Annotated in this window: 1 protein-coding gene and 1 pseudogene; both read left to right on the top strand. The window is 32.3% G+C overall.

All coding sequences use genetic code 11. The annotated features are described in order from the left end of the window. The first annotated feature begins 34 nt into the window (after positions 1–34). Positions 35–7,864: pseudogene (locus K6959_RS08250) on the top strand (amino acid adenylation domain-containing protein). Between the two features lie 404 nt (positions 7,865–8,268). Further along, complete coding sequence (locus tag K6959_RS20005; protein WP_316252538.1) at positions 8,269–12,060, top strand: amino acid adenylation domain-containing protein; 3,792 nt, start codon at positions 8,269–8,271, stop codon at positions 12,058–12,060. Positions 12,061–12,063: the final 3 nt, after the last annotated feature.

Raw genomic sequence — 12,063 nt, forward strand, 5'->3', positions numbered from 1 at the left:
ATCACTGGGTACCTTGAAAGGAATGATTGTTAACATGGATATTACGGGTTTTATAAATGAGTTAAAAAAAGCAAATATTTTTTTATATCATAATCAAGGAAAAATAAAAATCATTGGACCTCGAGAGTTAATCACATCGGAATTAAAGCAAAAAATAAAATTATATAAAGAGAAAATTATTATCGCTTTGAAAAATGAAAAGAATAATGGAATACCTAAGGCTAAACTAGCAAAAAATAATTGCTATACTTTATCAATGGCACAAAAAAGAATGTTTATTTTAAGCAAACTTGAAACTAAAGGAATAACATACAATATTCCTTTAGTTATGAAGATGAAAGGTTATTTTGACTTATGCCTCTTTGAAAATGCCTTTAAAACATTGATTGATAGACATGAAGGATTAAGGACATCTTTTGTGATGCTTGACGGAGAACCCGTTCAAAAGGTTGCAGATGAAGTTACATTTAACATCATATACAGTGAATTAGGCGAAGAAAATATCTCGGAAAGAGTAGCACAATTTATTAGACCTTTTGATTTAGAAAAAGCCCCTCTCTTAAGAGTAGAGATAGTAAGGGTCAATGAGAAAGAACATCTGATGATGTTTGATATGCATCATATCATTTCAGATGGGGTATCAATGAATATATTAATGAAAGAATTAGCTGATTTATGTGCCAAAAAAGAATTACCCCCGCTAAACATTCAATATAAAGACTATTCAGAATGGCAAAAAGAGTACTATAAGGGAGAAAAGATCAAGAAGCAAGAGGAATACTGGCTTAAAGTATTTGAAGATGAAATTCCGGTTCTTAATATGCCAACAGACTATCCAAGACCGCAAATGCAAAGTAATGAAGGTGATCGAATAGGTTTTGAAATAGATCGTGAACTAACAGAAGAGCTTAAAAACTTTGCAACAGAAAACGGAGTAACGATGTATATGCTTCTATTAGCAGCATATACTGCCTTGTTGTCAAAATATACTGGACAAGAGGATATAATAGTCGGATCACCAATTGCGGGCAGGTCACATGAAGATTTAAAAAATAGTATTGGAATGTTTGTAAATACACTTGCGATGAGAAACTTCCCAAAAGGTGACAGATGCTTCATAGATTACTTAAAACAAGTAAAAGAAAACACATTAAATGCTTATGAAAATCAAGATTATCAATTCGATACTTTAATTGAAAAATTAGACTTAGAAAAAGACATGAGCAGAAATGCATTGTTTGACACAATGTTTGATATCCAAAGTAAAGATAGCTTCGAGTTTAATGTAGATGGGATTACGTTTGAAATATGTGATATTGATTTTAAAATTGCGAAGTTTGATTTAAGTCTTACGGCGATAGTTTATCCAGACTATTTAATGTTTGATTTGCAATATTGTACGAAACTATTTAAAAAAGAAACAATTGAAAGAATAGCAGGTCATTTCATTAATATTTTAAAGGAAATTATCAATCACCCTAAACAAACATTAAGTGAATTAAACATCATTTCAGAAGAAGAAAGAAAGATAATATTACATAAATTCAATGATACGAAAGTTGGCTTTCCAAAAAATAAGACGATCATCAGTTTATTTGAAGAACAGGTTGAAAAAACACCAAATCATCTTGCAGTGATCTTTGAAAACAAGCAACTAACATATAAGGAGCTTAATGAAAAGGCCAATCAATTGGCAAGGTTCCTTCGAGCAAAGGGTGTAAAGCCAAATGACGTTGTAGGAATTATGGTGGAAAGATCACTAGAAATGGTAATCGGAATATTGGGAATTCTAAAGGCCGGTGGGGCTTACTTGCCAATTGACCATGAGTATCCAGAAGATAGAATAAAATACATGCTAGAAGATAGCAGAGTAAAATTAATCGTTATTCAAGAGCATTTAAAGATAAAAGTCGGACAATTTCAAAGTATTTCATTTGAAGATGATCAAATTAACTCTTTAAATAAAGATAATCTGAAAAAATTAAATCATCCATCTGATTTAGCTTATGTAATTTATACATCTGGTTCTACAGGAAAGCCTAAAGGAGTTATGACAACTCATCATAACGTTATAAACTATATTTATGCATTTTTGACAGAAATCCCTTTAAGTGAAAGTGATGCAATATTACAAGTAGTTTCATTTTCGTTTGATGCTTTCACTGAAGAAATATTCCCTATTTTATTTAGTTCGGGGAAATTGGTCATTAGCAAAAAATTTGGTGATTTGAACATAGATGATCTTGTTAAAAAAATTGAAAAATATAATATCACATTAATAAGCTGCTCTCCGCTTTTACTAAATGAAATCGACAAAAATAAACATTTAATGCTTCAGAAAAATATGAAATTTATTAGTGGAGGAGACGTCTTAAAGTATGAATATATTAAAAATATTATTAAGGGAGCGGATGTTTATAACTCATACGGTCCTACGGAAGCAACAGTTTGTGCAACATACTATAAGGTAAGTGTCGATGATAATGCAAAAACAAGTATACCTCTAGGTAAACCAATGAGTAATTACAAATTATATGTTTTAGATAAATATGGACAATTGCTCCCAGTCGGAGTACCTGGAGAATTATATATAGGTGGAGAAGGACTGTCCCGAGGGTACCGACATAATAAAGAGCTGACTAAAGAGAAATTTAGGCCAAATCAATTTAGTCCAGGGGAAAGAATGTATCGTACAGGTGATTTGGTAAGATGGTTGCCTAATGGAAACATTGAATTTTTAGGTAGAATAGATCATCAAGTTAAAATTCGTGGTTTTAGAATAGAGTTGGAAGAAATTGAACACCACTTATTAAAGCAATCAAGCATAAAAGAAGCAAAAGTAATTGTTAGAGAAGGTATGGATGGCAGTAAATTTCTTTGTGCTTATTTAACAATGAATAAGTTAAGTGAAAATGCGAGCGTAGATCAAGTAAGAGAATCGCTTGCAAAAGAGGTTCCAGCTTATATGATTCCCTCACATTTTATAGAGATGGAAAAAATACCCACTACAATAAATGGGAAATTAGATATACAGGCATTGCCCGAGCCGGATTTAAGTAAAGTAATAGAAAAAGATTATGAAGCACCTCGAAATGAAGTGGAGAAGAAGCTTGCATCAATTTGGCAAGAAGTTTTAGGTGTACAGAAAATAGGAATCAATCATAACTTCTTTATGGCCGGAGGAGATTCATTAAAGGCTCTCTCATTGGCATCAAAAATATACAAGGTGTTGAATGTTGAAATCACGTTAAAGCAAATATTCAACTATCCTATAATAAAAAAAATGGTGGATTATATAAAAGGAAAAGAAAAAAGCATTTATGCATCAATAAAGAAAACTGAGAAGAAAAGATTTTATCACCTTTCCTCTACTCAAAAACGGTTATATATTCTAAACCAATTAGAAGAAAGCGGAATAACATACAATCTTCCTTTAGTTATGAAGATGAAAGGTCATTTTGACTTATGCCTCTTTGAAAGTGCCTTTAAAACATTGATTGATAGACATGAAGGATTAAGGACATCTTTTGTGATGCTTGACGGAGAACCCGTTCAAAAGGTTGCAGATGAAGTTACATTTAACATCATATACAGTGAATTAGGCGAAGAAAAAAATATCTCGGAAAGAGTAGCACAATTTATTAGACCTTTTGATTTAGAAAAAGCCCCTCTCTTAAGAGTAGAGATAGTAAGGGTCAATGAGAAAGAACATCTGATGATGTTTGATATGCATCATATCATTTCAGATGGGGTATCAATGAATATATTAATGAAAGAATTAGCTGATTTATGTGCCAAAAAAGAATTACCCCCGCTAAACATTCAATATAAAGACTATTCAGAATGGCAAAAAGAGTACTATAAGGGAGAAAAGATCAAGAAGCAAGAGGAATACTGGCTTAAAGTATTTGAAGATGAAATTCCAGTTCTTAATATGCCAACAGACTATCCAAGACCGCAAATGCAAAGTAATGAAGGTGACCGAATAGGTTTTGAAATAGATCGTGAACTAACAGAAGAGCTTAAAAGCTTCGCAACAGAAAACGGAGTAACGATGTATATGCTTCTATTAGCAGCATATACTGCCTTATTGTCAAAATATACTGGACAAGAGGATATAATAGTCGGATCACCAATTGCGGGCAGGTCACATGAAGATTAAAAAAATATTATTGGAATGTTTGTAAATACACTTGCGATGAGAAACTTCCCAAAAGGTGACAGCAGCTTCATAGATTATTTAAAACAAGTAAAAGACAACACATTAAATGCTTATGAAAATCAAGATTATCAATTTGATGCATTAGTTGAAAAATTAGCATTAAAGAGAGATATCAGCAGAAGCCCATTATTTGATACGATGTTTTCTGTTCAAAAGCTAGATGATAAAGAGTTTGATATAGAAGGGTTAAAGTTTGAACCTTATGATATCGATTTTCATATTGCAAAGTTTGATTTAAGTCTTTCAGCAATAGAATATATTGATCATCTAAAATTTGATTTAGAATATTGCACGAAATTATTTAAAAAAGAGACAATTGGAAGGCTTGCAGATCATTTTATTAATGTGTTGAAAGAAATCGTCAATAATCCAACACAAAAATTAAATGAAATAAATATCATTTCAGAAGAAGAAAGAAATACATTATTAAATCAGTTTAATGATACTAAAGTTGAGTATTTGATAAGTACTTTACATGAGCTTTTTGAAGCACAGGTTGAAAAAACTCCAAATAAAGTGGCTGTCGTATTTGAAGAAAAGAAATTAACATATGCAGAATTAAACGAAAAGGCAAATAAACTAGCAAGAATCTTGAGAGCAAAAGGGATTAAACAAAATAGTATCGTTGGAATTATGGTAGATCGATCATTAGATATGATTGTAGGAATTATAGCAATTTTAAAAGCTGGAGGAGCATATTTACCTATTGATTCAGAATATCAAAAAGAGAGAATAGAATTTATGCTTAAAGATAGTGCTGTGGAGATTATCCTTACCCAGCTTCATCTTATTGATAGAATAAGTTTTCATTGTGAAGTAATAGATGTAAATAATTTAGATTTAAATGATATAGATGGTAATAATTTGAATAATGTTAATTCACCCGGTGATTTAGTCTATATCATATATACATCAGGAACAACAGGCAATCCGAAAGGAGTTATGGTAGAGCATCAAAATTTAATTAATGCTCACTACAGCTGGAGAAAGCATTACAAGCTATTGACATATGAAGTGAAATTATTGCAGATAGCCAGTATGTCTTTTGATGTATTTGCAGGAGATTTATGCAGAAGCTTATTAAATGGTGGAACGATGTATATAATGCCGAATTACATGAAGCTGGAAATGGATTTATTATATGAAGCTATTAAAAAGTATAAAATTAATATTTTTGAATCAACACCAGGACTTATTATCCCTTTTATGAATTATGTAAGTGATCATCATCTAGATCTTACAAACATGAAATTGTTAATATTAGGATCTGATAGTTGCCCTATGCATGAGTATAAAAGATTGGTTAATCTATATGGAAAAAGCATGAGAATTATTAATAGTTATGGAGTTACAGAAGCTACAATAGATTCTAGTTATTATGAGGAGGAATATAACCGCATACCGCAAATAACAAATACACCTATAGGAAGACCGCTAGATAATACAAAATATTATGTTTTAAATTCTTCATTAAAACTTCAACCGATAGGCGTGTATGGTGAATTGTATATCGGAGGTAAAGGTGTCGCAAAAGGATATTTAAACAAACCGGCGCTTACAGATGAAAAGTTTGTTCCTAACTGCTTCGATTCCGGGAAAAAAATGTATCGGACAGGTGATTTGGCTAGATGGCTTCCAGATGGAAATATTGAGTTCCTAGGAAGAATAGATAATCAGGTAAAGATTCGAGGTTTTAGGATAGAAATAAGCGAAATTGAAGCTCAGCTATTAAAAAACGAGAGGATAAAGGAAGCTCTCGTCATTGATCGAAAAGATCATCATGGCCACACATATTTATGTGCATATATGATTGCACAACATGATTTAACTGTAAGTGAACTAAGAGAATATTTAGCTAATCATTTACCAGATTATATGATCCCTTCGCATTTCATTCAAATAGATAAGATGCCTCTTACACCTAATGGAAAGGTAGATCGAAAAGCTTTGCCTTTATTGGAAGAGGGGAATATGTCTAAAGGGATCGAATATGAGGCGCCTCGAAATGAAGTGGAAGAAAATCTTGTATCAATATGGCAAGATGTTTTAGGTGTTAGGGAGATTGGAATAAACGATAGTTTCTTCGAAGTTGGAGGGGACTCGATAAAAGCATTGCAAATAGTATCTAAGCTATCGCAAGTTGGTTTTAAACTGAAGATAAAAGATTTATTTTCAAATCCAAAGATTAAAAATCTTAGCAAATATATAAAAAGTGATTTTAAAAAGAAGAAAAATGAAATCATTCAAGGAAAAGTCCCATTAACTCCAATACAAAAAAGGTATTTTGAGATAAATAATAAAGAGTTAAATCATTATAACCAATCATTTATGCTTTATAGAGAAAAGGGATTCGATGAAAAGGTCATCGAAACTGTATTTAATAAAATAATAGAACAGCACGATGCCCTAAGGATGACATATGAAAAGCAAAATGGTGCAATCATTCAATATAATCGTGGTTTAAAAGAAAAATGTTTTGATTTATATGTGTTTGATCTGAAAGATGAAGAAGACGAACAGGCAACGGTCCATCAATTAGCAACAAATATACAAAAGGAAGTCTCAATATTAAATGGGCAAATAATGAAAATTTGCATTTTTAAAACCAGTAAAGGTGACCATCTTCTTATTGTGATTCATCATCTTGTAATTGATGGAGTGTCTTGGAGGATTTTGTTTGAAGATTTCGAAATGGCTTATAGACAAGCCTCACTCGGTAAAAAAATTGAACTTGGTACGAAAACAGATTCATATAAGGAGTTTTCGCAAAAATTAATAAAATATGCTGAAAGTAATAAACTCCGAAAAGAAAAAAAATATTGGCGAGATCTAGCTAAAACAAAAGTAGATTTTTTTCCAAAAATGGGAATGGATACGGATAACTATGAAAATAGTAAAATATTAAGAATTTCACTTAGTAGAGAAGATACTAAAAAATTATTAGGGGAAACAAACAAAGCATATAATACCCAAATAAATGATATTCTCTTGACGGCCTTGCTAGTGACAGTAAGAGAGATGACCGGAAACAACAGACTAAAAATTATGATGGAAGGCCATGGAAGAGAAGAGGTTATTGAAAACGTTGATGTTAGCAGAACAATCGGATGGTTTACCTCAATGTATCCAGTGTACTTAGATTTAGGTGAAGAAGAGGAAATTTCTATGAGTATCAAGATGGTAAAAGAAACATTAAGAAAGGTCCCAAATAACGGAATAGGATACGGTATTTTGAAGTATTTAGCAGAAGATGCTGATTTATTAAATGATGAAGCGGCACCAATATTATTTAATTATTTAGGCGAAATAGATAAGCATGTTACTAATAAAGATTTCTCTCCATCATCGTTATCATCAGGTGAGAGCATTGGGGCCGAAAGTGTACGAGATGCTTCTATAGAAATTGATTCGATTGTTTTAGATCATAAATTAACGATTAGTACTACATTTAATGACAGAGAGTATTCTGAAGACACAATCAATATGTTTAATCAAAAATACAAAGAAAGTCTTGAAATGATCATAGTTCATTGTGTCAATAAAACAGAGACAAAAAAAACATCTTCTGATTATGGTTACGACAAAATGTCATTGCAAGAGCTTGAAGAACTATTGAATGAATATGAATACGTAGACAACTAGTAGTAAAACTAACCAATGATATATTTAGACAATAACCGTTTTTTTTCAGCTTACATTATGAAAGACGTGCATATTTGAAAAAGGACTAAGAAAGCTCATTTCGATCAGTGTGTGAAAAAGTACTAAATTACAACGTATAAATTTTTCGTAATTAGAACAAGGTGCTCTGTTGTGCTGATATGTCGATCATTCACCTTATTTCCTTGCTTTTAATAAGCAGGTGTAAGAAGTGCTGCCTATTATGCTACAGAGAATAACAGCTAAATTTGTGTTTTCACCAGCACAACAGACGATTCTTTTTCAATTTTCGTTACCATTTGAAAAATCTTATGACGTCCAAGTAATATGACTATTTTTAAAGGAAATTCTCGCAGGCTAAACAAAATTATGAGGAGGATCATTTTATGAAAGTCCAAAAAGTTGAAAAAATTTATCCGTTGTCAAATATGCAAAAGGGAATGCTATTCCATGCTCTTGAGGGCACAAGGTCAAATGCATATTTTGAACAAATTGTTTTAGATATAAACGGTTATATAAATGAAACTATTTTTGAGGAAAGTTTCAATGAAATAATGAAGAGACACGAAATATTAAGAGCATCGTTTAATTATAAATTTGCTGAACCGTTGCATGTAATCATGAAGGATCGAAAAATAAAATTTAAATATAATGATATAAGCACATTTAACTCATACAGCAAAGATGAATATATAAAAAGTTATATAGCAGATGATAAACAAAAGGGTTTTGACTTAACGAAAGAAACCCTTATGAGAGTTTGTTTAATAAAGACAAATAATGAATCTTATAAAGTCATTTGGACTTTTCACCATATTTTGCTTGACGGATGGTGTATAGGTATTATCTTAAATGAATTGTTTACTATTTACTCCCATAAAATGAAAGGCGAAGAACATCAATTAGAAGATCCAAGGCCTTATAGTGATTATATTAAATGGCTAAATAATCAAGATAATGAAGAAGGTTTAATTTTTTGGAAAGGATATCTAGAGAGATATGAACAAAAGGCTTCTATCCCGAAGTTCAGAAACTCTGTTACTGGAGAATATAAAAGAAAGGAAAAAGTGATCGAGTTTTCGAAAGGACTAACAGATAAAGTTGTGCAAATGGCAAAAAGAAATAATGTCACGATAAATACTGTAGTGCAAAGTATTTGGGGACTTGTTTTAGCAAGATACAATTATAGTGAAGAGGTAGTTTTTGGAACAGTTGTATCAGGAAGAGATGCACCGGTGGAAGGTATAGAGAATATGGTTGGGTTATTTATTAATACAATACCAACTAAAATAAAGGTAGAAAGTGATAAGACGTTTAAAGAAGTTTTAAGAATAACTCAAGATGATGCCATAGAAAGTAATCATTATAACTTTATTAATTTAGCTGAAGTTCAAAATGTGAGTAAATTAAAAAATGAACTTATCGATCATGTGTTAGTATTTGAAAATTATGCTATCGATCAAAAAGCACTTGAAGACAAAGAAAATGAATTAGGCTTTGAAGTTGCAGCAGTAACTGATGAGGAGAGAAGTAATTATAGCTTTAGTATTACAGCCGGATTAGGAGAGAGATTAACATTAATATTAGTTTATGATGGAAGTCTATATGAGGAAAAATTAATTAACAATATAGCATCCCAAATTAACAGAGTAACTGAGCAAGTTGTTGAAAATGATGGTCAAAAGTTGAGTCAGATAGAGCTAATTTCGAAAGAGGAAAAAAATGATCTTCTTAATCATTTTAATGACACAAAAGTAGAATATCCGAAAGAAAAGTTAATACATCAATTGTTCGAGGAACAGGTAGAGAAAACACCTAAATCTGTAGCAGTGAAGTTTGGAGAAAATAAACTAACTTATCGAGAGTTAAATGAAAAGTCAAACCAAATAGCGAGATTGCTACGAGAAAAGGATATTCAACGAAACACAGTTGTAGGAATCATGGTTGACCGGTCTCTAGAAATGATCATCGCAATTATGGGGATCTTAAAATCTGGAGCAGCTTATTTACCGATTGATCCTGAGACTCCTAAAGATAGAGTTGAATACATGCTGCAAGATAGTAATGCGATCGTTTTATTAACTAAAGATAAATATATAAAACAGTTTAAATTTAATGTTAAGACAATTAATTTGGATCAGGAAAATTTACAAACTTTTAGCAGCAAAAATTTAAATTTACAAAATAGTCAAAGTGATACCGCTTATATTATTTATACTTCAGGCTCTACAGGAACACCAAAAGGAGTAGTGATTCCGCATTACAGTGCTATAAGAGTAGTGAAGAATACGAATTATATTGAAATCAGCGATAGTGATACGATTCTACAGCTTTCAAATTATGCCTTTGATGGGTCTATATTTGATATTTATGGAGCGCTTCTTAATGGTGCAAGGTTAGTCATGGTTGAAAAAGATACAGTCTTAAACCTTCATAAATTAACGCAACTAGTTAGAGAAGAAAAGATAAGTATAATGTTTATCACAACTGCGTTATTTAATACTCTTGTTGATTTAGAAATAGACTGTTTAAAAAAAGTAAGGAAGATACTATTTGGCGGTGAAAGAGTCTCCGTACCACATGTACAAAAAGCGTTTAAAAAATTAGGAAAAGATAAGATTATTCATGTTTACGGACCAACTGAAAGTACCGTATATGCTACATATTACTTTATAAATGAGCTAACTGAGATTATACCAATAGGTAAGCCTTTAGCAAATACATCAGTCTTCATAGTGGATAAAGATCGTAATTTAGTTCCATTTGGTGTACCGGGAGAGCTTTGTATTTCTGGGGATGGATTAAGTAAAGGATACTTAAATAATGAGCAGTTGACAGCGGAGAAATTTGTCTCAAACCCATTTGTTCCAAGAGAAAGAATGTATCGGACAGGGGATCTTGCGAGAATGCTGCCTGATGGAAATATTGAGTTTCTAGGCAGAATCGACCATCAAGTGAAAATACGTGGTCATAGAATTGAACTTGGTGAAATTGAGAATCAACTTCTAAAACATGAAGCAGTGAAAGAAGCTGTCGTGATCGCAAGAGGAGACAAAGACCACCAACCATACCTTTGTGCCTATTTCACTTCTAAAAAATCGAAAGATGCATCAATGACCAAAGAGATAAGGAGGTTTTTGGAACAAGCGCTTCCAGAGTATATGGTTCCTGCGTTTTTTGTTCAGCTGGATAAACTGCCGCTTACCGCAAATGGAAAAATAGACCGCAAGGCTTTACCGGTGCCTGATGAAAGTGAAATTGTTGGAGTAGAGTATGAGGCACCAAGAAATGAAGTAGAGGAAAAGCTTGCATCGATTTGGCAAGACATTTTAGGTGTTGAAAAGATTGGGATTAACGACCATTTCTTTGAAATGGGAGGGCACTCTCTAAAAGCGACGACGATGATGTCTAGAATCCATAAAGAACTTATGGTTGAGCTTCCGTTACGGCAAGTTTTTCAAACGCCTACTATTAAAGGCATTGGAGAATTCATTCGTTCGACAAAAGAAAGTAAATTTTCAGCGATCAAAAAAGTTGAAGAAAAAGATTATTATCCACTTTCATCTGCACAAAGAAGGCTCTATATTTTAAACAAAATAGAAGGTAGCGGAATAACATATAATATCCCTTCAGCGATAAAAATAAAAGGTGATTTAAAGATACATCAGTTTGAAAAGGCGTTTTGCAAACTAATCGAAAGACATGAGGCGTTAAGAACTTCCTTTTTAATGGTAGATGGCGAGCCAGTTCAACGAATTGAAAAAGAAATAGACTTTAAGGTGAGCTATCGAGAAGCAGATGCCGCTCATCATGTAGACGAGATGATAAACGAGTTTATTCGGCCATTTGATTTAGAAAAAGCGCCCCTGTTACGAGTTGAAATGATCAAAACGAAGAAAGATGAGCACATCATGGTGCTCGATATGCATCATATCATTTCAGACGGCGTATCAATGGGAATCTTTACACGAGAATTGGCTGAGTTATATGAGGGGAAAGAATTATCACCATTAAACCTTCAGTACAAAGATTACTCTGCATGGCAAAGAGAGTTGTCCACAAAAGAAGAAATGAAGAGACAAGAAGCTTATTGGCTTAATCTCTTTAAAGATGAAGTACCTATGTTGAATATGCCGACAGACTATAAAAAGACCGCCAATCCAAAGTACAGAAGGTGACCT

The sequence above is a fragment of the Bacillus aquiflavi genome, from assembly GCF_019915265.1.
Lineage (GTDB): Bacteria > Bacillota > Bacilli > Bacillales > Cytobacillaceae > Bacillus_BT > Bacillus_BT aquiflavi.